17 protein-coding genes are annotated in these 25,852 nt (G+C 59.9%); 6 read left to right on the forward strand and 11 right to left on the reverse strand.

The genetic code is table 11. The features are described 5' to 3' along the window. Positions 1–9: 9 nt before the first annotated feature. The 3 genes from RVM24_RS16650 to RVM24_RS16660 all read right to left on the reverse strand — a co-directional run bounded on the left by RVM24_RS16650 (position 10) and on the right by RVM24_RS16660 (position 5,277). Positions 10–1,746, reverse strand: coding sequence for a carbohydrate-binding module family 20 domain-containing protein (locus RVM24_RS16650; protein WP_431474417.1), 1,737 nt, complete (start codon positions 1,744–1,746; stop codon positions 10–12). Between the two features lie 435 nt (positions 1,747–2,181). Then, on the reverse strand, positions 2,182–3,459 hold the full coding sequence (locus RVM24_RS16655) for an aspartate aminotransferase family protein (RefSeq protein WP_431474418.1): 1,278 nt from the start codon (positions 3,457–3,459) through the stop codon (positions 2,182–2,184). Between the two features lie 60 nt (positions 3,460–3,519). Further along, on the reverse strand, positions 3,520–5,277 hold the full coding sequence (locus RVM24_RS16660) for an ABC transporter transmembrane domain-containing protein (RefSeq protein WP_286922542.1): 1,758 nt from the start codon (positions 5,275–5,277) through the stop codon (positions 3,520–3,522). Positions 5,278–5,529: 252 nt separating this feature from the next. Between RVM24_RS16660 and RVM24_RS16665 the strand changes: the two genes are divergently transcribed. Then, on the forward strand, positions 5,530–7,326 hold the full coding sequence (locus RVM24_RS16665; protein WP_431474419.1) for an ABCB family ABC transporter ATP-binding protein/permease: 1,797 nt from the start codon (positions 5,530–5,532) through the stop codon (positions 7,324–7,326). 151 nt (positions 7,327–7,477) lie between these two features. Here RVM24_RS16665 and recD read toward each other — a convergent pair whose 3' ends face one another. The 3 genes from recD to recC are packed head-to-tail and all read right to left on the reverse strand — an operon-like array spanning position 7,478 to position 17,042. Further along, entirely contained in the window at positions 7,478–9,730 is a 2,253-nt protein-coding gene (recD, locus tag RVM24_RS16670) for an exodeoxyribonuclease V subunit alpha (protein ID WP_431474420.1), read from the reverse strand. Further along, positions 9,727–13,452 (reverse strand): exodeoxyribonuclease V subunit beta, encoded by a 3,726-nt coding sequence (gene recB / locus RVM24_RS16675; RefSeq protein WP_431474421.1) that lies wholly within the window; start codon positions 13,450–13,452, stop codon positions 9,727–9,729. Before recB ends, recD begins: the two co-directional genes overlap by 4 nt. Beyond that, on the reverse strand, positions 13,449–17,042 hold the full coding sequence (gene recC / locus RVM24_RS16680; RefSeq protein WP_431474422.1) for an exodeoxyribonuclease V subunit gamma: 3,594 nt from the start codon (positions 17,040–17,042) through the stop codon (positions 13,449–13,451). Before recC ends, recB begins: the two co-directional genes overlap by 4 nt. Positions 17,043–17,228: 186 nt before the next feature. On the opposite strand from recC, the gene RVM24_RS16685 reads away from it, so the two are divergent. Then, positions 17,229–17,672, forward strand: coding sequence for a DUF4864 domain-containing protein (locus RVM24_RS16685; RefSeq protein ID WP_138437397.1), 444 nt, complete (start codon positions 17,229–17,231; stop codon positions 17,670–17,672). Positions 17,673–17,677: 5 nt separating this feature from the next. On the opposite strand, the gene RVM24_RS16690 is transcribed toward RVM24_RS16685, so the two are convergent. Both RVM24_RS16690 and RVM24_RS16695 read right to left on the reverse strand, forming a co-directional pair. After that, positions 17,678–17,905, reverse strand: a complete 228-nt coding sequence (locus RVM24_RS16690; protein WP_431474423.1) for a hypothetical protein — start codon at positions 17,903–17,905, stop codon at positions 17,678–17,680. A 16-nt stretch (positions 17,906–17,921) separates the two neighbouring features. Continuing rightward, positions 17,922–18,392, reverse strand: coding sequence for a hypothetical protein (locus tag RVM24_RS16695; RefSeq protein WP_431474424.1), 471 nt, complete (start codon positions 18,390–18,392; stop codon positions 17,922–17,924). Between the two features lie 102 nt (positions 18,393–18,494). Here RVM24_RS16695 and RVM24_RS16700 point away from each other — a divergent pair, with 102 nt between their 5' ends. The 3 genes from RVM24_RS16700 to RVM24_RS16710 all read left to right on the forward strand — a co-directional run bounded on the left by RVM24_RS16700 (position 18,495) and on the right by RVM24_RS16710 (position 22,989). Next, the gene (locus tag RVM24_RS16700; RefSeq protein WP_431474425.1) at positions 18,495–20,213 is read left to right on the forward strand and encodes a VRR-NUC domain-containing protein; all 1,719 of its coding nucleotides are present in this window, start codon (positions 18,495–18,497) and stop codon (positions 20,211–20,213) included. Beyond that, positions 20,210–22,456, forward strand: a complete 2,247-nt coding sequence (locus RVM24_RS16705; protein WP_431474426.1) for a helicase C-terminal domain-containing protein — start codon at positions 20,210–20,212, stop codon at positions 22,454–22,456. The genes RVM24_RS16700 and RVM24_RS16705 overlap by 4 nt, the downstream gene beginning before the upstream one ends. A 140-nt stretch (positions 22,457–22,596) precedes the next feature. After that, entirely contained in the window at positions 22,597–22,989 is a 393-nt protein-coding gene (locus tag RVM24_RS16710) for a globin (protein WP_106694579.1), read from the forward strand. Positions 22,990–23,035: 46 nt separating this feature from the next. On the opposite strand, the gene RVM24_RS16715 is transcribed toward RVM24_RS16710, so the two are convergent. After that, complete coding sequence (locus tag RVM24_RS16715) at positions 23,036–23,407, reverse strand: VOC family protein (protein ID WP_106694578.1); 372 nt, start codon at positions 23,405–23,407, stop codon at positions 23,036–23,038. Between the two features lie 136 nt (positions 23,408–23,543). On the opposite strand from RVM24_RS16715, the gene RVM24_RS16720 reads away from it, so the two are divergent. After that, positions 23,544–24,062, forward strand: a complete 519-nt coding sequence (locus tag RVM24_RS16720; protein WP_431474427.1) for a lipocalin family protein — start codon at positions 23,544–23,546, stop codon at positions 24,060–24,062. A 46-nt stretch (positions 24,063–24,108) separates the two neighbouring features. Here the strand turns inward: RVM24_RS16720 and RVM24_RS16725 are convergent, their stop codons facing one another. Both RVM24_RS16725 and RVM24_RS16730 read right to left on the reverse strand, forming a co-directional pair. Beyond that, the gene (locus RVM24_RS16725; RefSeq protein WP_244178232.1) at positions 24,109–24,963 is read right to left on the reverse strand and encodes a DUF3037 domain-containing protein; all 855 of its coding nucleotides are present in this window, start codon (positions 24,961–24,963) and stop codon (positions 24,109–24,111) included. Then, positions 24,960–25,709 (reverse strand): HipA family kinase, encoded by a 750-nt coding sequence (locus RVM24_RS16730; RefSeq protein WP_286252792.1) that lies wholly within the window; start codon positions 25,707–25,709, stop codon positions 24,960–24,962. The genes RVM24_RS16725 and RVM24_RS16730 overlap by 4 nt, the downstream gene beginning before the upstream one ends. Positions 25,710–25,852 lie beyond the last annotated feature (143 nt).

The following is a 25,852-nucleotide window of genomic DNA, read 5'->3' on the forward strand; positions in this document are numbered from 1 at the left end:
TAACCGGACTCAGAAGCTACCGGACGAGCTGATGGATGAGCCAGCCGCGCCGGTTTGCACCTGGTTATTGGCACCGCTTTGCCACACCAATTGAGCATCCGGGTCTGACTCGCTGCGTTTGATGCACTTCCACTCTACCTGCGTGTTCGCAGGCATGTCGAAGCTCCCGGACCAGGTTGGATAATTACCTGGATCCAGTTTCAGTGCATTCGCAGGTGACCAGTTACCCAGGCTGGCATGATTGCCGGTAACGTAGACACTTTGTCCCCAGTCCGTTGTGCCGTTGCTGCACTGGAAGGTGACACTGGCCTGTTCCCCGTCTGAACCGTTGCCGTTGTTTCCTTCATCGGAGCCGTCATCGCCATCACAGTCAGCGCTAACATGGAGGGCCGCCGCTTCCATCGGCGCCACCGACAGGCTCACCTGCCCACCCTGCACGGTGACGCAGCTACCGTCACCGGCTACGTTACGATAGTTGCCATCGGGCAGGCCGGTACTGAAGGTTCGAGCCAGGGTACCCCCTTCCCGGTTGATGGCCACAAAGCCCTTGTTGCCACGGCTGAAGGCGATCTGGTTATTACCGTTATCCCACCAATGGCTGACGCCGGAACCATCCGTCACGTTGCGGAAAGCCACCATGTTGGCAATCGAATCCCAACGGTGCTCACAAATCCAGGCGCTGCCACATTGTGGGCTACCATTCTGGTAAACCGCCTGGGCGGGTGGTCCCTGGTCGCCATCCGAGAAGCTGTAACTCGACATCACCTTCGGATACCCATAGGGCCAGGCCAGCATGAACACATTGGCGAGGTTATACAGGCCGCCATCCTTGTAGGTAACGATATTGCTGCCACCGGCGCCATGGCCCCGCTGGTTGTCGTGGTTGTCGGTAAACACCACTGCATCACCACCGGCCAGGAAACCCCAGCTCTCACCAAACCCGTTGAGATTGGCCAGGCGCTGATTCTTGAACACGTCACCTATAGCCGCGCTGTAGCGGAACTCGGTAACATCGGAAAGCCCGGTGTACTCGCCGGCACTCACCGCCTCCCCGCCCAGGTCTATCACTTCCTGGAATACATACAGTGGATTGTTCACCCGGTTCAGGATGCCACTGATATCCGAGGGCGACATATGCTTGGCGGCGTCGATTCGGATACCTTTAACCCCAAGCGCTGTCAGCTGGTTCAGATACCCGGCAATGGTGTTCTGAACGTAATTGTCTGAGGTATTGAGATCGGGCAGCCCCACCAACTGGCAATTCCGAACCCGCCAGGCATCGGTGCCGTAATCTTCCGGATTGATACCGCAGGGTGTATGAAAATCATTGCTACTGTAGATAGGATAACTGAGGGAGGTTGAGCTGTACGCTGAACCCGCCGTGCCGGTACCACTGCCATTGGCCATATGGTTGATGACCGCATCGGCGTACACATCCACGCCGGCGGCGTTACAACGCTGGACCATGTCAGCAAATGCGCTGGCGTCGCCACTGCGGCTGTTCAGCTGATAACTTACCGGCTGATAGCGGGTCCACCAGGCACTGCCCTGGATATGCTCCTGGGGCGGCGATACCTGAACCGCACTGAACCCTTTGGGGCCCAGGAAGTTTTCGCATTCCTGGGCGACGTCGCTCCATTTCCATTCAAACAGATGCACAAAGGCACCGGCCTGGGCTTGTTGGGTTGGCAATGTCAGTGCCAGTCCGAGCGCGGCACCGGTTGCCAATCGGGAGAGTGAGATCATTGCATGCTCCTGTGTTGTCATTGTTGTGGTGCATTTGGGATCAGCCTCGGTTGTCGGTTTTTTGTTCAAGCGGGCTGATATTCACAACATGCAATGATCAATGATTAGCCAACACATCCTTGGAGCGCATAAATGGGGCGTAGAACCGGGGAGGGTATATTTTATGGTCACATCGACTGTCTGAATGACTGGAAATCTCCGCCTTTCTGAGATCGTACAAGGCCCGCTGTGAGGTAGTGCTCTCCAAAACACGCTCCTTGCGGCACATCCATGTGGCGCTTGGGCTCCGCCATCCATGGCTCCGCACAGTTTTGGAGAGCACTACCTCACACCGGTCCCGGTCATTGTGCAGGTATCAATAAGAGTGATCTTCAGAGTAGCATAAAAAAGCCGGGCAAAAGTCCGGCTCTCTGGAACTGAAAGAAAGCGCCCTGATCAGGCACCCACCTCCTTCAGGCATTCCTCAACAATGTTCAGGCCCTCTTCCAGCACCTCATCTTCGATGGTGACAGGCATCAGGAACCGCAGAGTGTTGCCGTACATACCGCAGCTGAGCAGTATCAGGCCTTTCTCTTTGGCTTTCTTGGTTATCGCCGCTACCAGCTCCGGCATGGGCTTGCGGGATTCCTTGCTTTCCACCAGCTCAAACGCGGCCATCGGCCCCATGTTGCGGGCATTATCCACGTGAGTGAACTGCTCCTGCCACTGGTCGAACCGGGCCCTCAGTTTGTCACCCAGGCGCTGGCTTTTGCCGAGGATATCTTCCTCTTTGATCACATCAAACACCGCCAGAGCTGCGGCACAGGCAGTAGGGCTGCCGGTGTAGGTGCCACCGAGGGAATTCGGGCCCGAGGAGTCCATTACCTTGTCGGTACCGACAATGGCAGAGATCGGCATACCATCGGCCATGGATTTGGCCATGGTCATGATGTCCGGCTCAACGCCGCTGTGTTCAATGGCGAACAGTTTGCCGGTACGGCCAAAGCCGCTTTGCACTTCGTCGACAATCAGAAGAATGTCATTGTCATCGCAGATTTTGCGCAGGGCTTTCAGGAAACTGTCCGGGGCGGGATAAAAACCACCCTCACCCAGAACCGGCTCCAGTACGATGGCGGCGGTTTCGTGGGCCGGGGAATCGGCTTTCATGGTCATTGCCAGGCCACGCAGGGCGTCTTCCTCAGTGATGCCGTGGTAAGGCACCGGGTAAGGCGCGCGGTACACCAGGCCGGGCATGGGGCCGAATGAGGTCTGGTAAGGGGCAGCCTTGCCGTTCATGGCCATGGTGAAGAAGGTACGGCCATGGTAGCCGCCATCAAAGCAGATCACGTTGTTCTTGCCGGTGGCTGCACGGGCAATCTTGACCGCGTTTTCCAGCGCCTCAGCCCCGGAGTTGGCCAGCATCACTTTGCCGTGGCCTTTGACCGGCACCACTTCGCTCAACTTCTGCGCCAGTTTTACGTAACCCTCATAGGGCATTACCGTTTGGCAGGTGTGCATCAGCTTGTCGAGCTGGGCTTTAACCGCCTCGACCACTTTCGGGTGCCGATGGCCGATGTTCAGAACGCCGATACCGCCGGCAAGGTCGATCATGCGCTTGCCGTCGGCGTCCCAGACTTCTGCGTTCAGGGCGTGATCTGCAAATTGATCATTGGGGCTTGCCGCGCCCGCAGCGACGTATCGCTCTTTGAGTGCCTGCAATTCTTTATTGCTCACTTTGCTGTTCTCCCTGGTTCAGGATTGAGAAATTCTCTTAACAGTGTAGGGAGTACGCACTCAACACACAAACCGACCATTGTCCGTATCTGCGGCTTCGTCCCGGAACTGCAGGCTGGCCAGGCGCCGGTAAAGTTCGTTATCGCGCATCAGTTCATCGTGGCTGCCGACCGCCAGCAGCCGACCCTGCTCCAGTACCGCGATGCGATCGGCGTCTCTGACGGTTGCCAGCCTGTGGGCGATCACCAGGGTGGTACGCCCAGCGGTGAGCGCAGGCATGGCTTGCTGGATCAGGTGCTCGCTTTGGGCATCGAGGGCACTGGTGGCCTCATCCAGCAAGAGAATCGGGGCATCCGCCAACAGCGCCCGGGCGATGGCCAGGCGCTGCTTCTGCCCACCGGATAACCCCAGCCCGGCATCCCCCAGCGGTGTGTCGTAGCCCTGCGGGAGCGCCTGGATAAACTCATCGGCGTGGGCAATCCGCGCCGCCTGCTCTACCTCGGATTGCTCTGCACCGGGGCGGGCATAGCGAATGTTGTCCGCCACCGTGCCATGGAACAACGCCGGGTTCTGGGGCACCAGGGCAAAGCAGCGTCTTAGCGCGTCCAGAGACAGATCAGAGGTGTCTACCCCGTCGATCAGGATCCGCCCGGAATCCGGTTGATAGAAATGCAGCAACAGATCGAACAGTGTGGACTTGCCGGCCCCGGAAGGACCAACCAGGGCCAGGGTCTCCCCGGGGCGGATATGCAGGGACAGATCGGAAATCGCCGGCTGGGCCTGTCGGCCGGGATAACTGAAGCCCAGATGCTCGATGGCGATCTCGCCGGTGACCGGCCCGGCAAAAGACCGGTTCTCCCCTTCTCGGACAAACGCCGGTTCTGTCTGCAGCAGCTCAAACAGACGGGCGGCAGACCCGGCTGCCCGTTGCAGTTCACCAATCACCTCACTGATCGCACCCGCGGCAACGCCAACCAGCAGGCTGTAGAACACAAATGCGGCAAGTTCACCGGGGCTTATCCGGCCATGAATCACATCCAGCCCGCCAATCCAGATCACAATGCCGACCGCCCCCATCACGAGGGAAATAGCCAGAGTGGTCAGCCACGCCCGCTGCCGGATGCGCTCGCGGGCAATGTCGAACGCCTTCTCGGACACTTCCGAGAAAAACCGCCGGTCGTGGGGCTGATGATTGAATGCCTGAACGGTTTTGATCTGGGAAAGATTCTCCCCCACGTAACTGCCTACATCCGCCACCCGGTCCTGGCTGAGCCGTGATAACTGCCGAACCCGGCGACCGAAGAACAGGATCGGTGCGATCACCAGGGGGAACCCCAGCAGGATGATGGCCGCCAGCTTGGCGTTGGTGACAAACAGCAGAATAAGCCCGCCGATGAGCATCAGCGTGTTGCGCAGGGCAATGGACACGGTGGAGCCGATCACCGATTGCAGCACCGTGGTGTCGGCGGTAAACCGGGACTGGATTTCCAGGGCCCGGTTCTGCTCAAAAAAGCCGGGGTGCAGATCAATCAGGTGGTTGAACACCTTTTTGCGAATATCCGCCACCACCCGCTCGCCAATCCAGGACACCAGGTAGAACCGGGCAAACGAACCAAATGCGAGGCCGAGTACCAGCACAAAAAACAGACCGATGGCTTTGGCCAGGTTTTCCGGTGATTGCGTAGCGAGGCCCTGATCCACCAGAATACGCAGGCCCTGGCCCAGACCTAGCGTGATGCCGGCGGTGATGACCAGTGCCAGCAGTGCTCCGGCCACGGCGCGGCGGTAGGGGCTGATAAACTCTATGACGAGTTTCAGGGCCTTACGGTGACGAGTGTTAATAATGTGCCTCAAAGGTGTTAGCTGCTGTAGACTCCAGCTTCAATACGGTTTGTTCTCCTGACAAGACCTATCATACAGCTACGTAAGAGCGCGCGGGTGGGTGGGCCTGCCAGGACCGTCAAAAGCCAGGGATGGCTTTTGCCGAGCGTACATGGATGTATTTACAGCGTGTCCTGGCAGGCCCACCCACCCGTGCGTTCGACTTCTCCGAAACCGAAGGAAGACAGAGTGCGCGCCTACGCCGACAACGACTACCCTGCCGATCATAAGCCCGACTGGTCGATCATTTCTGGTCTGTGGCCTTACCTTCTGGAATTCAGGGGGCGGGTCGCGCTGGCTATGGCGATGTTGGTACTGGCCAAGCTGGCCACCGTCGCCACGCCGGTCGCCCTGAAATACATCGTCGATTACCTGGACCAGAACCGCGGAGCCGACATGCTGCTGTGGATTCCGGTTGTGCTGGTGGTGGCCTACGGCTCCCTGCGCTTTGGCGCCACCCTGTTCAGCGAACTGCGGGATGCCGTGTTTGCCCGGGTGGCGGAACGGGCTATGCGGCGGGTGTCTTTGCGAGTGTTTGAACACCTGCATCAGCGCGAGCTGGGTTTTCACCTGGACCGAAAAACCGGTGGCCTGGCCCGTGACATTGAACGGGGTACCAACGGCATCAGCTTCCTGCTGCGCTTTACCCTGTTCAACATTGTGCCCACCATCCTGGAAATCCTGCTAGTAGCGGCCATCTTGCTGGTAGTGTTCAACGTGGGTTACGTGCTGGCCATTCTGGTGGCGGTGGTGGTGTATGTGGTGTTCTCCATCAAAATCACCGAGTGGCGAACCAAGTTCGTGCGGGAAGCCAACGCAAAGGACAACCAGTCCAACTCCCGGGCCATCGACAGCCTGCTGAACTATGAAACCGTCAAATACTTCAACAACGAACGCTACGAAGCCGAACTCTACGACCAGGACCTGGACGAGTGGGAAAAGGCCCGGCTGAAGAACCGATTGTCTCTGGCCACCCTGAACGCCGGCCAGGCCTTGATCATTGGTGTGGCACTGATCGTGATCATGGCGATGGCGGTCGGCGAAGTAGCCAGTGGAGAGATAACCCTGGGCGACTTCACCATGATTAACGCCTACCTTCTGCAGTTGTTCATTCCCCTGAACGCCCTGGGCTTTGTCTACCGGGAAATTCGCCAAGCCCTGGTGAACGTGGAGCGCCTGTTCAAACTGCTGGGCGATCAACCAGCCATCCAGGATGCCCCGGATGCCAAGCCCCTGACTGTGGATAACGGCGAGGTACGGTTCGAGCACATCCATTTCGCCTACCGGCCAGACCGCCCCATTCTGCAGGATGTGAACTTCACCATTCCCGCCGGCCACACCGTGGCGGTGGTGGGCGCCAGCGGTGCCGGCAAATCTACCCTTGCCCGCTTGCTGTTCCGGTTCTATGAGGTGGATCAGGGCGCTATCCGTATAGATGGCCAGGATATCCGGACGGTCACTCAGGATTCCCTGCGTTCGGCTATTGGTGTGGTGCCGCAAGACACCGTGCTGTTCAACGATACCCTGTACCGGAACCTTGCCTACGGCCGCCCCGAAGCGACCGAGGAAGAAGTACACCGGGCCGCGCGCATGGCCCACCTGGAAAACTTTATCCACAGCCTTCCGGAAGGTTACGACACCAAAGTGGGCGAGCGGGGGCTGAAGTTGTCCGGCGGCGAAAAACAGCGGGTTGCGATTGCCCGGGTGATTCTGAAGAACCCGCCGTTATTGATTCTGGACGAAGCCACGTCGTCGCTGGATTCGTTATCCGAGCAGGCGATACTTGGAGCCTTGAAAGAAGTCAGTCAGCAGAGAACCACCTTGGTGATTGCCCATCGCCTCTCTACTATTCGAGATGCCAATACCATCTTGGTGATGGATGGCGGCCGGATTGTGGAAAGCGGAAGTCATAATGAGCTGTTGGCTGCAGGTGGCCACTATGCCCATCTGTGGGAGCAGCAGCACCGGAGTGAGGACAACTCCTAGCTGAGCCAGTGAGCGGAGGGCCTTGTCAAAACTGTGCGGAGCCATGGATGGCGGAGCTCAAGCGTCACAGGGACGTGCCGAAGGAGCGTGTTTTGGCAAGGCCCTCCGCTTACTGGCGTCCCGGAGCCCCCAAAGTCCGGAACACCAGGGCCTAGTTATCCCCAAGCCGAAGCGCCAGACCAGACGCCCGCACCACCTGTTGCCCCACACTGTCTTTGAACACCTGAGCGTCGCCAGTAATCAGGCTGAACCAGTTCTTGGCCCGGGTGATGCCGGTATAAACCAGCTCTTTAGTAAGCACCGGACTGAGGCGGTCCGGCAGCACCAGACAGGTGTGGTTGAACTCCGAGCCCTGGGATTTGTGCACGGTCATGGCGTAAACGGTTTCCAGTTGCTGTAGACGACTGGGGGAAATCCAGCGGATGCCGCCGGTGCTGTCACCACTCGGGAAGGCCACCCGCAAGGTGTCTTTTGGCTCACCAGTGGCGGTCCTGTCCCAGGGCACACTGAAAGTGATACCGATGTCCCCGTTCATCAGGCCCAGATTGTAGTCGTTGCCGGTGACCAGTACCGGCCGGCCGGCGTACCAGCCTTCGGTTTTGTCGATCAGTTTCTCCGCCAGCAGCTTTTGGGCGATTTGCTGGTTTAAGCCTTCCACGCCCCAGGGGCCTTTGCGTAACGCACATAGAACCTGGAAGTCGTTGAAGGCTTCCAGCACGTTTGAGGCGTGGGCATCCCAGGCTTCCCGGGGACTGTCGGCGGTTAAACTGGAGCTGTGGATAACTTCCAGGTAATGGCGATAGCCCACCGGCGAAGGCAGTGTTTTGCCATTGACCACCCGGCCCTGCCCGGCGTTGAGGAAGCTCTCCGGGGTGCCGGTGATGGCGTGGCGGCAGATCAGCTCAAGCGTCTGTTCCGGGGCGGGTTTCGGGGTGTGGCCGTTCAGCCAGATGACATCCTCAAACTCGGCGTCACGAATTTGCTTGAGCACGGTGCTCGTCAGAGCGCTGGTATTAACAGCTTCTGCTAACTGTCGGATACCGCTGTCCTGCCCGAAACGATAGCTCTTGCGCAGCATGGCCACGGCCTGGTCGAGTGGCTGGCCTGAGTTATCCACAAGGCTGGCCGGTACCTGGGCGCCGGTGATGGCGGCCAGCCAGCTGGCGGTGTCCGGGGTGTAGTGGGCGTCGAAGGCCCGCTGGCACAGCTCGCCCAGCACCGCGCCGGCATCCACCGAGGCCAACTGGTCTTTGTCGCCCAGCAGGATCAGCTGGGCGCTGGCGGGCAGGGCGTCGAACACTGAGGCCATCAGGTCGACATCCACCATGGAGGCTTCGTCGATCACCAGGATATCCACCAGCAGCGGGTTGTCTTGGTTGTGGCGGAACTGGCGGGTGTCGGGCCGGCTGCCCAGCAATCGGTGCAATGTGGTGACCTTGGTGGGAATATCGTCCAGTTGCACGGAGCCGGGAAGGTCTGTCAACGGCAGCTTGCTGACGGCGCCGCCAATGGATTCGTTCAGGCGGGCGGCGGCCTTGCCGGTGGGCGCCGCCAGGCGAATACGGTACTTACGCCCTGCCCGTTCCGGGCTTTCCCCGGCCACCGCCTGCAGGGCCGCCAGAAGATTCACCACGGTAGTGGTCTTGCCGGTACCCGGGCCGCCGGTGATCACCGCAAAGCGGTTCCGGGCAGCCAGGGCGCAGGCCAGTTTCTGATAATCCACCGGTTCTGTTGACTGGAACAGCTTGTTGAGGGCTGTGGATAAGGTTTGCGCGGCCACTGATTGCGGGTCTGCCAGCGGCGATGGCAAGGCCAGCCGTTGCTGGATGCCGTCGGCAATACGCTGTTCGTAGCGCCAGAACCGGCGCAGGTACAACCGGGTGCCGTTGAGTACCAGTGGGGTTGATACCGAACCATCGCTCACGGCGAGGGAACCCTGAAGGGCTGCCAAGCAGTCAGAGAGCTCCACCCGCGCCAGTAGCTCCTGTGGATAAAGCTTATGCAGGTTGGCCATCTCGGCTTCTGAGTGGCCGGAGTTGGCCGGTTCTTCCGGTGGCAGTGCCAACGTATGGCCGGCATCGTCCAGCAGCGTGGCCAGGTCGATACACACGTGGCCGCGGCCCACCTGATGGGAGATCAGTGCCGCCAACAACAGTACCAGAGGCTTTGGGCTCTCGCCCTGCTCTTCACTGAGTTCCCGGATCAGCCGGGCAAAGCCGGTATCGAGCGGGCGAATCCAGCCGGCCTGTTGCCATTGCCCCAACAGGGCCTCGGTTTCGTTCAGGCTGGCCAGGACGTGTGAGTTATCCACAGCCTCCCGTGATTTGGTGGCCGCCGGGTTCACCGGTGCGTCGTCGCCCAAGTCCAGGGCAAACTGGTTTTCAGTATGGCGGGTACGACTCATGCGGCCACCTCCCCGGACACCGGCTCGCCATCGAACAGGGCATCCAGTTGTTCAATCAGCGCTCTGGGTGGCTTGTCGGTAAACGCCCCGCCGCTGGCGGAATTCACCCCGCGCAGGAACAGGTATACCGCGCCGCCGATGTGCTGATCGTAGTCGTAATCCGGTAGCCGGGCTTTCAGCAACCGGTGCAGGGCCAGCAGGTAGAGGATGTATTGCAGGTCATAGCGTTTATCCAGAATCGCCTGGCCCATGGCCTGGTCGGTGTAGGCGTCGTCGTCCTCGCCCAGAGCATTAGATTTGTAGTCCAGCACGTAATACTGCCCCTTGTGTTCAAACACCAGGTCGATAAAGCCCTTGAGCATGCCGTTGAAGCGGTTGGCCTCAGCCCGGGGCCGATCGGCGCCGTTCAGGGTATAACGGGTGACCAGCGCATCCAGTTGCCGGATGCTGACGTTGCGGCTTTCAAACCAGAATTCCAGTTCCGGGCGCAGGCTGTCCAGTTGCGCCAGGCTGGCGCTTTGTTGCCCTTCCCGGTCCAGCTTCAGCGGTTTCCGGATCAGCGCCAGCAGCCACTGTTGCAGGGGTTCCACCCAGTCGCCCCAACCCCGGGTGCCACAACGGCGGGCCAGCTGCTCATGCAGCAGTTCGGGGTTATCCACAACCCGCTGGAAGCCCTGGGCTGTGCACCACTCCAGCAATTCGTGCAGGAAGGTGCCGGGGCCGGCGCCCTTGGGGAAGTGGTGGTGGTTGCGCGCCGCGGGCACGGCGGGTGCCTCATCGGTGTCGTCCTGGGCACTTTCTTCCAGCAGGTTCTGGGTCTGGGCGTCTTCCACCTCTCCGGTGAAGGTAATGCCGGTGCCTGCCATGCCGGTGTATTCGATGGTGGAGTAACTGGCAATCCACCAGTCTTCCTTCGCTTCCCGGGTGGAGACCAGCGCTGGCCCCAGGGCTTCCGGGGCGGTTTCGGTGAATATCGTGGTTTCGGCTTCCGGCAGCGGGGTAATCCGAATGTCCGGGCGGCCTTGCGCCAGCGGGGCCAGGGCCTGGCTGATGGGCTGCTCCGGTGTTCCGGCAATCGCATAGCCCAGGCCACTCTGGTGCCAGTTATCCACAGCCGCCGCGCCCACCCAGGTGGCAAACCGGGCCCGGGTCAGGGCCACGTAGAGTTTGCGGATGTCCTCGCCCAGACGTTCCTGGTCGGCCTTTTCAATGTCTTCCGGGGTCGGGTCGAACACCGTCACCAGCTTGCCGGTGTCGCCGTGGTAGCGAACATACGCCTGCTTCTGGCTTTCTGCCCGGAAGGCGGTGCCGAAGGGCAGGAACACCAGCGGGTATTCCAGGCCCTTGGATTTGTGCACGGTGATCACCTTTACCAGCCCGGCGTCGCTTTCCAGGCGCAGGGTGCGGTGTTCGTCCTCTTCGTCTGCCGCCCGCAGGATCTGGGTGAAGTGGTGTACCAGTGCATGTTCGCCGTCCAGTTGCAGGCTGTCCTGCTGCAGCAGTTCGGCAATGTGCAGGATGTCGGTCAGTCTTCGCTCACCATCCGGGCGCTGCAGCAGGCGGCCCGGCACTTCGAAGTCCATCAAAAAGCTGCGCAGCATGGGCAGCACGCCCTGGCTCTGCCATTGCTGTTGGTAACCCTGAAAGCGCTCGATTTCCCGTTCCAGCACCAACTCGTCGGTCAGCAGCCGGTCGAGCGCTTGCCAGCTCTGGCCCAGGGTTGGTGTGGCCAGGGCGGTGCGGATGAAGGCCAGTTGCCGGGGCTCGGCGAAGGCCCGCAGCCAGCACAGTACCTCTTTCGCCTCCCGGGAGGTCAGCACCGAATCCCGGTCCGACAGGTACACGCTCTTGATGCGCCGGCGGCCAAGGGCGTCCCGCACCGCAGCCGCTTCGTTGCGGTTGTTCACCAGCACGGCGATGTCTTTAGGTTCGACGGGTTCCAGGTCGGCCGGATTATCCGCCAGCACAAAGCCCGCCTGTCCGGCCTGGCCCAGAGTCAGCAGCCGGGCAATTTCACTGGCGCAGGTTTCGGCCACCTCGGCGGTGGCGGTGCCCTTGGCCACGCCTTTGGGGTTGCCTTCCTTGTCGGTTTCATCGGACTCGTGGGTCCAGAACACCAGGCTGGGTTGAACCTCTCCGTTCACGGCCCACAGCCGCTTGGTGCCGTTGGCCTTTACGCCCTGGAATGGCAGCGGGGTGCTGTCGCCCTTGCCGAACAGGAAGGCCCCTTTCGGGCTGTGCTGGTCGCTGTACTCGAACACCCGGTTGACGGCGCTGACCATAGTCTTGGCGGAGCGGAAGTTGGTGCCCAGGGTGTAAGTGCGGGCCTGCACACCCAGCCGGGCCTGCAGGTAGGTGTGGATATCGGCGCCCCGGAAGCCGTAGATGGCCTGTTTCGGGTCACCGATCATCAGCAGGCAGGTGTTGGCGCTGTTGTCCTGCACCGCGTAGATCCGGTTAAAGATGCGGTACTGCACCGGGTCGGTGTCCTGGAATTCGTCGATCAGCGCCACCGGAAACTGGCGGCGGATGGTGGCGGCCAGTTGGTCGCCCCGGGGGCCATGCAGGGCGTCGTCCAGGCGGGTGAGCAGGTCATCAAAGCCCATTTCCGAGCGTTGCTGCTTTTCCGCTTCCAGCCGCTCGGCAATCCAGTGGCTGGCGTGGCGCAGGATGTCGGACTTGGCGCTGGGCTGGTTCTGGCCGAATTCCAGCAAGGCTTCGATGGCGTCAAAGGCCGGGTGCTGAGGCGCCGGGTCGTCCCCTTTCAGGATGTTGTCCAGGCCCTCGGGTGTCTGGTTCTTGTAACCGGCGGCGCTGTCCAGTTTATCCGGCAGCAGGTCATCGGATTCGGCCCAGGCGATCAGGAACTCCCACACCTTGAGCATGGCGTTCTTGCTGCCACCGTGCAGGCGTTTGCCTTTGTTCAGGTCGTTCAACAGGTCGGTAACTTCCTGCTGCCACTGGCCCCAGGGGTGGGCTTTCAGTTCACTGGCCCGTGCCAGCCGTTCGCTGACCACCTGGTTGATGGCCAGGTGCACGTTCTCTGGAGGGTTACCCAGGGCCTCTGGATCGTCGATCAGGTTACGCACCGCCTTGCGCAGGTCGGTGGGGGTTTTCCAGTGGCTCAGGGCTTCGTCCATCAGCGCCGGCGGCAGCGGGTAGACAAAGGTACGCCAGTAGTCCCGGGCCACGTCGTCCAGCAGTTCGCTCTGGTCGGTTTCCAGGGTGAGCTTGAACAGGCTGCCGCTGTCGAAGGCGTGTTCGCTGAGCATACGATTGCAGAAACCGTGAATGGTGGATACCGCGGCTTCGTCCATCCATTCGGCGGCCAGCAGCAGCTTCTTGCGGCAGTCGGGCCAACTGGCCGGGTCCGGGTAGCTGTCATCCCGCAGCTTGTGGATAAGTGCGGTTTCCGGGGTGGGTTCAAGGTGGTCAGCGGCTTCGGAAAATACCTCGGCGGCCTGGGTCAGCCGGGTGCGGATGCGGTCTCGCAGCTCCTTGGTGGCGGCGTCGGTAAAGGTCACCACCAGCAGGTTCGGCGGCAGCAGGTTCTGCAGCGGGCTGTCTTCTGCCTGGCCATGGCCCAGCACCAGGCGCACATAAAGGATGGCGATGGTGAAGGTTTTGCCGGTGCCGGCGCTGGCTTCGATCAGCGCACTGCCGTTCAGGGGCATGGCCAGCGGGTCCAGGTTCGGGTTTCGATTGGTCATCTGGTCGGTCATTCCATGCTCCCGATTTGATCCGCCGCCGACTTGCCCTGTTCGGCTTCCCATAAGGGGACATAAAGCTGGTGCAGCAGGGCTTCAAACTCGCCGCTGGCCATCAGCGCCTCGGGGCTTTCGAAGGCGCCCAGCAGGTAGCCGGTGTCCCGGTCCAGGGCAGTGGCGTAGGCCTGTTCCGCCTCACTGATGGCCCGTTCGTGGTCGCCGACAAATTTCTTGCCACCGTAGTAGCTGGTAATCCAGGCGAAGCCGGCCTCGCAGTGCAGCGGCAGGGCTCGGGTGGTGGCTTCCATCCAGCGGCTGACAATGGCTTCGACATGCTTTCGTGCCTGCTCCAGGGCCATCACCGGGAACTGGAATTTGCGGCCTTCTTCCTTACCGAGGATCAGGGTTTCAAAGGGCTGGCCGCTGAGTTGGCCGGCCAGGTGAATCAGCCAGTCCCGCAGCAGGTTGGCGTAGCGCACTTTTTTCGAGTAACCGGAGCCGGTGAGCAGGCCGGAACTGGCAATTACCAGGCGGCACAACTGCCCCTGGTGATTACAGCGCAGGTTGTCGATTAAATCTGCCACCTCAACCGAGCCAAGATCCCCTGAATAGCGAAACTCGAAGGGTAAAGGTTCGGCCACCACTTCCGGCCATTCCGCCAGTGCGCCTCGATAGCGGTCAAACAGATCCGGCAACCGGCCGGCCAGTTCCGTGCGCAGGCGATGTTCGGTGACGCCCATACCCAGGTCGCCGCGCCGGGCCATGCGGTCCAGGTTGGTTTCCAGCCGTTCGTGCAACTCTTCCTCGGTAGCGGCTTTCAGCACACTGTGCTGAATCAGTTCGTTATCCAGGCGCCAGCGGTCCAGACCGTTCAGGTCGAAGTTTTCGTTGTCGGTATCCTCGTCTTCCACGTCTTCAAAGCGCACCTGCAGCCGGCGCTGGTAGAAGGTGTCGATGGGCTTTTTCAGAAAGTTTGCCAGATCGTTCAGGCTGATGGGTTCTTCCGGAGCCTGGTATGGCAGGGCTTCCCGGCTCTGCTCAGAGTTATCCACAGCGTGGGCGCTGCGCCATTCCCGTTCGTAGGTGAACAATCCACGGGCCTGCAGCACCTCGGCCAGCGGCCTGGGCCGGGCCTCTTCGCCTTCGCCGACGCCATTGGCTTTCGGGAAGTAGTCCCGGCTGAAGGGTTGCAGCGGGTGCTGGGTGGTCAGGGCTTGGGTAACCGAGCTGTCCGTTTTGCCTGCCACGGCCCACAGGCTGTCCAGGTGATCCTGCAACTGGCCGATGAGTACCGAGGGTGGCCGTTCAGAGTCGTCTTTGATACTGCGCCCTACCCAGCTGATGTACAGCTGTTCCCGGGCGGACAGCAGGGCTTCCAGGAACAGATATCGGTCGTCTTCCCGGCGGGAACGGTCGCCGGGGCGATAGTCCTGGGCCATCAGGTCGAAATCCACCGGTGGCCGGGAGCGGGGGTAGTCGCCGTCGTTCATACCCAGCAGGCACACCTTGCGGAACGGAATAGCCCGCATCGGCATCAGGGTGGCGAAGTTGACCTTGCCGGCCAGGAAGCGCTGGTTCAGACCGCCTTCGTCCAGGCCCTGCAGCAGCACATCCTTGACGATGTTCAGGGGCAGTGGCTGATCATCAAGGCCTGCGGCGAGGGCATCTTCCAGCCACTGCTCCAGCTGGCGGCGGAAGCGGTTCAGCAACAGCAGGTCCTGGCCTTCCACCTTGTGGAAAAACTGCTCGAGCATGGCGGAGAACAGGGCTTCCCATTGCTCCGGAGTGCGGGTGGTTTGAAGGGCCTGCCACAGGGTTTCCAGCTGGTGCACGAACTCGCCCAGACGCCCGGCCAGGCTGGCTTGTAGGCCGCCAATTTCGCCATAGGGTTCCACCCCACCCCAGGGCTCGTCATCGCCCATGCCGTAGCCCAGCAGCATGGACCGAAGGCCAGACTGCCAGGTGTTGCGATCCAGCTCCGCCGGCAGGTCCAGGCTTTCCCGGTGCTGGCCGTGCAGGCCCCAGCGGATGTTGGCGCCTTCCACCCAGCGCCGGGCCAGGGGGATTTCGTCTTCGCTGATGTCAAAGCGGTCGCGAATGCCAGGCACTTCCAGCAGGCTGATAATTTCGCTTACGCCAAAGCGGCTCCGGGGCAGCGACATCAGGGTTTCCAGGGCAATCAGCACCGGTTCATGGTGGCGCTGGCCCTGATCGGAAATGGTGAACGGAATGTGGCGCTTGCGGCCCGGTGAATAGCGGCCGAACACGGCCTGGATGTGGGGCGCGTACACATTGATGTCCGGCACCATCACGATCACATCCCGGGGCCGCAGCGTGGGGTCGGCATTGAACGCGGCCAGTAACTGGTCGTGGAGGATTTCCACTTCCCGCTGGGGGCCGTGGGCATCGTGGAACACCACGGAATGGTCACAGGCCAGATCCACCGTGCGCTGCTGCTGGCGGATTTCCTGCAGCGGCGTCAGGTTGTGGATATCGTTCTGCAACTGGTGCAGCAAGCAGGGGTTATCCACATCGCCATGGTCGGTGAAGATGTCGATCTTCTGCCCCGGGGTCTGAAAGCTGGCGCGGTAGTCGTCCGGGTTGTCGAATTCATCCAGCAGGCGGATGTAGTCCCGGCCCTGCTTGCCCCAAGCCGCCAGCAGCGGGTTAGCGTGCTGGTGCAGCTGGTCCGGGTCGTCAATCTGTGACAACACCGGGTGCGCGGCGCCCCGTTTGCGTTCGGCTTTTAGCAGTTCCCGGTCGCTGATGATGTCGGCCCAGTAGAACTGGCAGGGGTTGTGAACGCACAGCACCACCTGGCTGAACCGGCTCAGTACGTACAGGGCTTCCAATGCCTGGCGGGGCAGGGACGACACCCCGAACACCACGATGCGTTTGGGCAACCGCGCCGGATTGGCCGGTTCGTGGATGCGCTGGCCTTGTTCCATAAAGCGGGTGTGGATTTGTGAGCGGCTGGTGTGGGCCTCGCTGCCCACGTCCTCTACCAGTTTACGCCAGAGCAACGGCTGCCAGAGGGTTTCCGCATCCAGGGCCTTTTCCTCACCCCGGGCGGTAATCACCACGTCCTTGCCCTGCTCCCAGGCCGCCAGCCAGTCGGCCCGGAACACCTGGTACTGGTCGAACAGGTCGGCTACTTTCTCGGCCAGCTGGAAATTGCGCAGGTCGGTGTCGCTACCGTCCAGAAACCGCGCCAGGGGCGTGAAGGCCTTATCCTGCCCCACCAGTTCCGGCAGCAACCGGTACAGCCGCCAGACCAGCCGGCGCTTGTCGAAAGGAGACTGCTCCGGCACCTCGCCATCCGGCAGCACCGCACGATAGGCCTGCCAGATAAACCGCGCCGGAAACAGGAAATCCATGCCGGCGGCAATGCCCAGGCCGCCTTCCACACCATCGTCGGTGCGCTTTTCCGCCAGGGCTAGCTTCAGCCACTGGGCAATGCCGTTACTCTGCACCAGAAAGGTCTCGCTCTGCAGCGGCGGCATGGGATTCTGACGGCAGATATAGACCACGGCCCGGCGCAGGTCTTCCAGGTGGTTGGCGTGTATGGCGTGAAAGCCGGGTTCGATGGAGGGTGAGGCCGCCATGGGATTCCTTGTCTGGTGTCCGAGTCAATCCTGAGGGTACAGGTTACCGTATGTGACCGCAGATGCGGACCCTCGCATCGAGCCTCGGGGCGATTGATTTGGCCTGAGCAGCAACAGTGATGGATCAATCCGCAGCCGCAGTGGTAGCGTATTGATTAAAAGTTGAACAGAATGCGGGTGGTCGTCATGGGGCTTAACATCATTAACATCAAAACCGGCGTTATCCTGACCCTTACGATGGCGTTGGTGCTTGCCTTGGCCTGGTCTTCCAGACCGCTGGCGGACGATGACGCGGATGCCGATATCCGGGATGCCATACTCAGCCAAATTGAAGCTTTCGCTAATGACGATGAGGTACAGGCCTGGGAGTATGCGTCAGAAGGGATCAAACGGCGATTCGGCACCTCTGAAGGTTTTCTGGCGATGGTGCGCGAAGCCTACCCCGCCGTTCACAGCGCCACCGCCATCGAGTTTGCCCAGCGGGTACCTCATGATGGCTTTGATATCCAGGTGGTTCGATTGCAAGGCCCTGAGGGCAAACGCTGGGACGCCTATTACCGCATGGAGATGACGGACGGAGCCTGGAAAATTGCCGGAGTTCGCTTGCAGCCTGCGGACCTGGGTATCTGACGATCTCAGGGTACCCGGAGACAATCCAGCAGCAGGCCCCTGACAATTTGTTTTGAGGTCTCGTCGGTGCAGGAAAAGTCCTGAATGTGCAGCTGTTTTTTTGCCATCAGTCTGGCCAGGCAGTCGGCATCGATACTGATACAAACCTGACTACCGGGTTTCCAATCCAGCCACGATACTTGTTCTGCCCGATTCGTCCGGGACGTTTGCGGGATATTGAATACCATTCCCATAACCCCCTCCTTAGCGTTAGTGAGCGACCATTGCCGAACGTTGTGCCCGAGGTGCCAGTGGCGTGGCGGGCCAGTTCAGGTATTCTGCAAAAAAGCTGGCTTGCCGGGAGGTATCCAGCAGCACTTCAATGCACTGATCGGTGCTGCAGCCGCCGCTGGGACTGCCATAGCGGGGCTCGGAAGACTGCAGGCTTTCCAGGGCGCTGAACAGCACGTAGTCTGCCGCGTTGTGATCACCACGGTCCCGAAGGGCACAGCACACCAGAATGGCGGAAAGTGTGAGTTCCACGTGCATGCATTCCGGGTGGTCCGCCCTGGCCAGACAGGCCAGGTCAAAGGCACTGCCAGTGGCGGCGATCATCTTCTCGGTCTGCTCGGTTTCGCAGAACGTGAAGGCGTATTCCATCCAGAACAGCCATAGATCGTTCTGTTCGTTGATGGAGAGGCGGGCAAACATTTGGCGATGGCGCGGGCAGAGAAATTTCATGGCGTCCTCCTTGTCTTGATGCAAATGATAATAGTTATCATTAGAGGGGTTGGCAAGGCGTGTGATGATTAATTTTTGTGCATGGATTACAGTTCCAGCCCTATGACGACAGAAACCACGGGCCAGCGCCCGCAAACAGCAAACCTTGAAGACCCCCTGTATTACCTCAGCAATATGGACACCATCGTGTCCTGGGTGGCCGATCATCACGCTGATTTGTTGACCGATCGGGAGCGAAACCGGCTGGCGGCGTTTGCCAACCTGGCGACCGGGCCAAGGGCCTTGCTCACGCGGATGGTGATGCGTACCGGTGAGCTGTTCCGGGCCGACAAGCTGCATTATCCGGAACTGCCGGTGCCGGAGGCCGAAGCGCTCAAGTTATTGGTGCAGGAGGGCTGGCTGGATAACTCGCCGGAGCTGAGCCTGGATGATCTGTTCCGGCTGTTTACCCTGGCTGAACTAAGGCCGGTCTTTGGCGGTTGGCTGCACCAACAGGGCCACCCGAAAACGCTGGGAAAAGCTCAGATGCGGGAGTTGCTGGCGGAAGCGTTCGGTGAACCAAGGCCCCTGCGGCACTGGCTGGCAGAGGCTGTCGGTGAACAGGCCCCGGAAGTGGTCCAGCTCCAGGACATGGCCCTGTTCGACCGCATCCGCCTGATGTTTTTCGGCAACCTGCGCCAGAGCTGGACGGACTTTGTGCTGGTGGAACTGGGCGTGCAGCAGTTCGAGCCGGTGCCCTTTACCCCGGAATCTCGCGCCTTTCAGCATCGCTCGGAAGTGGATGGTTACCTGCAAATGCATCAGTGCCGGGAACGGCTTGATCGGGGTGAGCCAGCCACAGAGGTCTGGGCGGATGTACCCGGCCCTGTGGATAACCCCTGGCTCATCAGCCGCCGGGATCGGTTGTTACTGGAGCTGGGCCGGCAGGCGGAGCGCCAGGGCGAGCAGGAATTGGCATTGCAGGTATGGGCGGCCAGTGGCCACCGGGAAGCGCGACTGAAACAGCTGCGGTTGCTGGAGCGTATGAAGCGTTTTGATGAAGCCTGGGCCATTGCCTGTCAGTGGCGGACCAGTGAGCTGACCGACGCCGAAGCCCAGGGCCTGAACCGCCTGCTGAAACGGCTGGCGCCCAAGGTGGGGGCGGACAAGCCCGAGCCTGTGGATAACCCCACCCTCAGGGAATTCACCCTGACCTTGCCCAAGCCAGACACCGGCACCGTGGAGCTGGCGGCCCTGCGTCATTTGGGCACCGATGACGCGCCGGTGTTCTATGTGGAGAACACCCTGATCAACGCGCTGTTCGGGCTGCTGTGCTGGCCGGTGATCTTCAAGCCCTTGCCTGGCGCCTTCTTCCATCCGTTCCATATCGGCCCGGCGGATCTGACCCGGGAAGATTTTGTGGCCCGGCGCCAGCAGGCTTTTGAAGAGCATTTCGGCCTGCTGAAAACCCATGCCTATAAACAGGACATTCGCGACACCTTTCAGACCAAGCAGGGTATCGCCAATCCCTTTGTGTTCTGGCCGGTACTGGATGAAGATCTGTTGGAGCTGGCGCTGCACTGCATTCCCCCGCGCCACCTGGAGGCCCTGTTCCGCCGCCTGCTCAACAACATCAAGGAACACCGTAGCGGCTTTCCCGACCTGATCCGGCTGGTGCCGGACACCGACCAACCGGAACAGCGCTATGAAATGATCGAGGTAAAAGGCCCCGGCGACCGGCTGCAGGACCACCAGGTTCGCTGGCTGGAGTTCTTCGCCCGTGAAGGCATTCCCGCCAGCGTGTGCTATGTGCGCTGGCAGGGCGATGAGGCAAGCCTGTGAAAGTCGCCGTCCGCACCCTGTGTGAATTCGCGGCCCGCCACGGCGACCTGGACTTCCGCTACACCCCGGCCCCAAGTGCCGAGGAGGGCATTGCCGGCCACCAGGCGATCCAGTCAAAACGCGGTTACGGCTATAAAAGCGAGTATTCACTTACCGGAAACTGCAGGGAGCTGGAGCTTTCCGGCCGGGCCGATGGTTACCACCCACACAAGAACCGGCTGGAAGAAATCAAAACCCACCGGGGCGATGTGTCCCGCATCCGCCCCCACCAGCGCGCTCTGCATCGGGCCCAGTTACGGGCCTATGGTGCCCTGCTGTGCCGACAGGAAAAGCGCAAAAGCGTGGAACTGGCCCTGGTTTATTACGACACCGGCCGGGACAAGGAAACGGTGCTTACCGAAACCGCCAAAGCCGACGAGCTCTGGCAGGAACTGGAAATCCTGTGTGGCCGCTATAAAGCCTGGGCCCAGCAGGAAGAGCATCATCGGGACCAGCGCGATGCCCTGCTCGCTAACCTGCGCTTTCCCTTCCCGGACTTCCGCCCCCGACAGCGCCAGCTGGCGGAAACGGTGTACAAGAATTCCGTCAAAGCCGGCACCCTGCTGCTGGAAGCCCCCACGGGCCTGGGCAAAACCCTGGGCACCCTGTTCCCGGCCCTGATGGCGATGCCCGCGGCAAAGCAGGACCGGCTGTACTACCTCACCTGCCGCAACACCGCCCGGCAGCTGGCGCTGGATGCGGTGGATAAGTTGCGAGTCGCCCAGCATGAGCTGCAGCCCTGGCCGTTGCGCACCCTGGAACTGGTCTCCAAAGACGACGCCTGTGAACACCCGGACAAAGCCTGCCACGGCGAGTCCTGCCCACTGGCGAAGGGCTTCTTCGACCGCCTGCCCGATGCCCGGGCCGAGGCAGTTCAGATCAAAGAGCCGCTGAATCAGCAGAATTTGGCGACAATCGCGGCAGGTCACGACATATGCCCCTACTTTCTGGCCCAGGAAATGGCCCGTTGGAGCGATCTGGTGATTGGCGATGTGAACCGGCTGTTCGACCAGTCGGCCCTGCTGCATGGCCTGATCCGCCAGAACAACTGGCGAGCCAGCGTGCTGGTGGACGAAGCCCACAACCTGGTGGATCGGGCCCGTGGCATGTATTCAGTGCAGCTGGAGCAACAGCGCTTACTGAAATTGAAGAAGACCGCCCCTAAACCGGTAAAAGCAGCCCTGGACCGCACCGCCCGGGCCTGGCAGGCGCTGATTCGGGATCACGGTGAGCAGGCGCAGCCGGTGTTCCTGGCCACCCTGCCGCCGCAATTGCTGGGCGCGTTGCAGGCCATGGTTTCCGTGATCACTGACTACCTGGCCGACAACCCGCCAGACCTGGCCCTGCAGGAAGTGATGTTTGAAAGTGTGGCGTTTATGAAACTGGCGGACAGCTTCGGGGATCACTCGCTCTGCGAGTTCGCGCGCAGCGGTCGTGGCCGGGCCAGCCTGACCATCCAGAACCTGATCCCGGCGGATTTCCTCACCGAACGCTTCAAGACCCCGCACTCGGTACTGCTGTTCTCCGCTACCCTCAGCCCCGGCGTTTATTACCGGGATCTACTTGGCCTGCCGGAAGACGCCCGCTTCACCTCCCTGCCCAGCCCGTTCAGCGCCGAACAATTGCAGGTGCGGTTCACCCCCGGCATCAGCACCCGACAGGTACATCGGCAGGCCAGCCTGCAACCCATCGCCGAACTGATCGCCAGACAGTACCGGGAACGGCCGGGCCATTACCTAGCGTTTTTCAGCAGCTTCAAATACGCCAAAGAAGTGAGTGATGCGCTGGCGGACCAGGCACCGGATATCCCCCAGCGTTCCCAGCAGCCGGGCATGAGCCCGGAGCAGCGCAGGCAATTCCTGGCGGAGTTCCAGAAACCCGAAGGCAGCGTCGCCTTTGCGGTGCTCGGCGGCGTGTTCAGTGAAGGCATCGACCTGCCTGGCGACCAGCTGATCGGCGCCTTTGTGGCTACCCTGGGCCTGCCGCCCTTCGATGCCTGGCACGAAATCCTCAAAGACCGCCTGCGGCAACGCTTTGGCGAAGGTTACAACTACACCTACCTGATCCCCGGCCTGCAGAAAGTGGCCCAGGCCGCCGGCCGGGTGATCCGCACCCCGGACGACCAGGGCGTGATCTGGCTGATTGATGACCGGTTTCTGCAGCCTCCGGTAAAACGACTGCTGCCGGGGTGGTGGTTTACCTGAGCAGGCAGTTACGACAGCTTTAGATAGCCGTCGTTGATGGCGACAGGTGTTACAACTCGCTATGGAAAATCTTGTTCGCTTGCTTAGAATCCGTGGCCTTTAATGACAATCCCACCGTTGATCAAGGACACAGATTGCAAATGAACCCAACGGATCTCGTATTTCAGAGCTATGGCCGCTGCTGCCGGAAAGATGAATTCTTCGTCGATTTCTACGACTTCTTTATGGCTAGCTCGGATGCTATTCGCGCCCGGTTTGTGAATACCGATATGCCCGCCCAGCGCCATCTGCTGCGTAACGGCGTGATGCAGATTATTCTGGTGGCCCGGGGCATGTCTGATCGCAAACTGCGGGATCTGGGTGAAAGCCACAGTCGCAAGCGCATGGACATCCAGCCGGAGTGGTACGGTTTATGGGAAGAAGCCCTGTTGAAAACGGTGCGAGTACACGATCCGGAATACACACCAGAGCTGAGGGAAGCCTGGCGGGAAGTGCTGAAGCCGGGGATTGATCTGATTCGCGGCGCGTATTGAACCGCGTCACCAACAAAAAGGCCCCACGACGGGGCCTTTTGCATGCTTAGCCGAACTCGAAGAACGCCAGCTTGTTGCCGTCCGGGTCCCGCACATAGGCGCCGTAGAACATATCCGGAATACGTTGCCCAGGCTCTCCATCGCAGGTTGCGCCCAGCTCAATGGCTTTGTGATAAAACTTATCCACAGCTGCTTTGGATCCCGCCGGGATCGCCACCATGTTGCCATTGCCCGGATGATTGGGCTCACCGTTGAACGGTACGCACACCGCCAACATGGGCTTGGCCATGCTCTCGCCAATGAACGCAATTCGCTCCATATCCAGCAACACCTTGCCGCCAAGATCCCCCAGCAGATCGCTGTAGAATTGCTTGGCCTTGCCCATATCGCTGACACCGATGGTTACGTATCCGATCATGCCTGTTCTCCTTGATTGGTTGAGGTTCAGTATACGTCGCTTTTCGCATTCCAGAGCTCAGGCAATCACAGCAGTGTTTTCGCCGGCGCTTTGTTATGGTTGTTGCTGCATCTCCCTGAATCAAGGACAGCGCCTGATGAAACCCTTTGCTCTGCTGACCACACTACTCCTGTTGCTGGCCGGTTGCACCGGATTGCCCAAAGGCATCGAACCGGTCACCGGCTTCGACCAGGGCCGCTACCTAGGCACCTGGTACGAGATCGCCCGGCTGGACCACTCCTTCGAGCGGGGCCTGAGCCAGGTGACCGCCGAGTACACCCTTAACGAAGACGGCAGCATCAAAGTCATCAACCGGGGCTACAACGCCGAAGAAGGCGAATGGGAAGAAGCCGAAGGCCGGGCAAAGTTCGTGGGCGACAGCGATGTGGGCCATCTGAAAGTGTCGTTCTTCGGGCCCTTCTACGCCTCCTACGTGGTGTTCGGGCTGGATGACGACTACACCACCGCTTACATCACCGGCTACAACCGAAACTACCTGTGGCTGATGTCGCGCACGCCGGAGGTGAGTGAGGAGGTGTTGGAGACGTTCATGGAAAGGGCAGAGGCGGAGGGGTTTGAGCTTGGGGAGTTGATTGTGGTGGAGCAGTCGCGTTGACGGGAATAAAAGATGACCATTTTCGTGAGATCACGAAAATGGTCGTTCAATGCACAAGTTGAGAAGCGAATTCCAAAATCTTCTTGTGCTCTTCAAAGGCAACCAGTTCTATGCCTTCACCTGAGAGACTCTGCTTGGTTTCTTCGAAAGCCTCTTGGCGGTGGTCGCCGGCTTTAGCATCCTCGGGGCCTTTTACGGGAAATAAAACTGGGCCATGAAGTAGTTGCCGTTTTCTGAGTTGTTCGACCTTAAGTTGCCACTGACCACCATGCTCGATAATCGCGGTTGAATCGGCCTGGCCCAGAAATAATGGTTTGATCACCCTCACTGCCTTTTGATTCTGCTCTTCGACAAAGGGGAAGGAAACACCGTAAACCTTGTCCTGAACTTTTCGCTTTTGATAGCGCTTGCCAAGATTTTCCTGATCTAGCAGGCGCTTGATACCCTTCTCCATCAGCCCTTCCTGATACTCCTTGGTCACGAAGTTGCGGCCAACGTAATAGTCGTAGAGTGCAGCGAGTGTTTCTGTCGGATTCTCCGTCAGAATGGCCCTTTGCTCGCTAAAGCGGACAATGGTCTCACGGGGACGGATGATTTCTTTGAAAATGCCCTTATGGAAGCCGTATTCAAGATTTGGATTGGCGGTTACCACAGCACCTTCCTTCAGCAGCCCCTCGATTCGGTGAAGCTCGGTATCCAGATCAGCCATGGCCTTCAGGTAGACCTGTTTATCCAGCTCTTCGAAGAATTGAGTAATTCGTCCGTACTTACGTCGTAGAAGTTTGAACAACAAAGTTTTCTGCTTGGGTATCCACAGCAAAACGCCGACGTTGGCAAACTCGCCGGTTTCGACGTATGGCATGAATCGCACAATGGCGTAGTTACAAGCAAACCTAGTCATTTCCAGTTCCAGAAGTCATCGCTCAGACAACGTAACAAATGCGTTTTAAGCTCATCGGTGCTCAGACCCAGCTCAATCGTCATTTCAGGATCAATATAAAACCACTCTTCTGGCAACCCGGCAACGATCGAATCCCAGTGGAAGAGTGCTTCATTCATTTTGTCAGTGTAGATCTGCCGCTCAACCAAGTCATCCGCAATGTCCGCAGACACATCGTGGAAGATGTGGTCACGGAAAAAGGTTTCTGCAGTAACTTCTGTATCGAAGGCCTGATTGTGATCGATAACGACCAGTTCCCTCTTGCTGGGCTCCCAGAACAGATTCGGATTACCACCGTTCTCGGAAAAGCACCGGTCGCCGTTTGCAATCCACCAGTCAAAACATAGAAGGGCCTTTCTGATCTTTAGCGGAACCTCTCGAATCTGGGGAACGGTTATTTCCGTGAGGCGTTTTTCTAAAGAGCCAAATGCAGGCCCAGCACCAAGATCTCTTGCATGGCCAGGAGGCAGTATCTCCAGAATCTCTTCTGGCACGTTTACAATTCTGAATGGCGCTACGGGTATACCGAAGAGCAGTGCCAGGTTACCGGAAACCCATTCTTTGATCTGACTGTCCCGGCCTGCGCCAATGCCTTTTACAAAGTAGAAGTTGTCATCGTCGCCCCGGCAGATAAAGGGTTCGGTCATCCCGTGCTCCGACCGGCGGATAACTTCTACGATTTCAACGGTGGATAAGGCTTTGGTCACAGAGGGTATTGTCCTTTCCCCATGTTCCATGACGCTGAAAGCGCCTTGGTTTTCCCTAAACAGAAAAGCCCCAAGGGCTCGGCACACCCTCGGGATAGTTGAGGGAGGCGTACTGCCAAGGGGCGGATGTGATTTGAAGTCTG

This window comes from Marinobacter sp. KM021, from assembly GCF_050707965.1.
GTDB classification, from domain to species: domain Bacteria; phylum Pseudomonadota; class Gammaproteobacteria; order Pseudomonadales; family Oleiphilaceae; genus Marinobacter; species Marinobacter shengliensis.

Coding starts and splice junctions, on each gene's coding strand:
- RVM24_RS16650 (WP_431474417.1), bottom strand. CDS start 1,746: ATGATCTCACTCTCCCGATTGGCAACCGGTGCCGCGCTCGGACTGGCA.
- RVM24_RS16695 (WP_431474424.1), bottom strand. CDS start 18,392: ATGAAATTTCTCTGCCCGCGCCATCGCCAAATGTTTGCCCGCCTCTCC.
- RVM24_RS16725 (WP_244178232.1), bottom strand. CDS start 24,963: ATGACTAGGTTTGCTTGTAACTACGCCATTGTGCGATTCATGCCATAC.
- RVM24_RS16720 (WP_431474427.1), top strand. CDS start 23,544: ATGAAACCCTTTGCTCTGCTGACCACACTACTCCTGTTGCTGGCCGGT.
- recD (WP_431474420.1), bottom strand. CDS start 9,730: ATGAGTCGTACCCGCCATACTGAAAACCAGTTTGCCCTGGACTTGGGC.
- RVM24_RS16700 (WP_431474425.1), top strand. CDS start 18,495: ATGACGACAGAAACCACGGGCCAGCGCCCGCAAACAGCAAACCTTGAA.
- recC (WP_431474422.1), bottom strand. CDS start 17,042: ATGGCGGCCTCACCCTCCATCGAACCCGGCTTTCACGCCATACACGCC.
- RVM24_RS16715 (WP_106694578.1), bottom strand. CDS start 23,407: ATGATCGGATACGTAACCATCGGTGTCAGCGATATGGGCAAGGCCAAG.
- RVM24_RS16685 (WP_138437397.1), top strand. CDS start 17,229: ATGGGGCTTAACATCATTAACATCAAAACCGGCGTTATCCTGACCCTT.
- recB (WP_431474421.1), bottom strand. CDS start 13,452: ATGACCGACCAGATGACCAATCGAAACCCGAACCTGGACCCGCTGGCC.
- RVM24_RS16690 (WP_431474423.1), bottom strand. CDS start 17,905: ATGGGAATGGTATTCAATATCCCGCAAACGTCCCGGACGAATCGGGCA.
- RVM24_RS16710 (WP_106694579.1), top strand. CDS start 22,597: ATGAACCCAACGGATCTCGTATTTCAGAGCTATGGCCGCTGCTGCCGG.